General features: G+C 56.0%; 1 protein-coding gene. It reads right to left on the bottom strand.

Annotated features, from left to right (window positions below):
* Positions 1-330 (bottom strand): Rieske 2Fe-2S domain-containing protein (locus AC1DH9_RS30805; protein ID WP_477809541.1); only part of this gene is annotated, 330 nt, incomplete at its 3' end.
* Positions 331-501: the final 171 nt, after the last annotated feature.

Below are 501 nucleotides of genomic sequence, written 5' to 3' on the forward strand. Positions count from 1 at the left end.
AAACGGGCAGGTGTAGGAAGACTTGTTGCCGGTCTTGTGCCGGCAGAGCATCGCGCCACGGTGGCTGCAGGCGTTGATGAACGCGTTGAGCTCGCCGTCCTTGTTGCGCGCAATGAAGATCGACTGCCGGCCCATGGTGGTGGTGTAGAAATCATTCTTGTTCGGAATCTGGCTCTCGTGGGCGAGGTACAGCCAGTTGCCTTCGAAGATGTGTTRCATCTCGAGATCGAACAAGCGTGGGTCGGTAAACATCTCCCGCTTGCAGCGGTAGATGCCCTGGTCTTTGTCTTCTTCAAGCAGGGAGTGAAGGTATTCGGGTCGCAGGGACATGGCCGCCGCCTCCATTGTTTTTATTCAGGCAGGCTCATGCTAGGGCGGGCGGCTATTGGGCAATATCCGCTGGGTGCAGACCTTTATCCGTTTTGTGCAAAGGGAACGATCAATCCATGTGGGAGCGAGCCTGCTCGCGATTGCGGTGGGTCAATCGACATTGATGTTGAA

The sequence above is a fragment of the Pseudomonas sp. 05T35 genome (assembly GCF_056396605.1).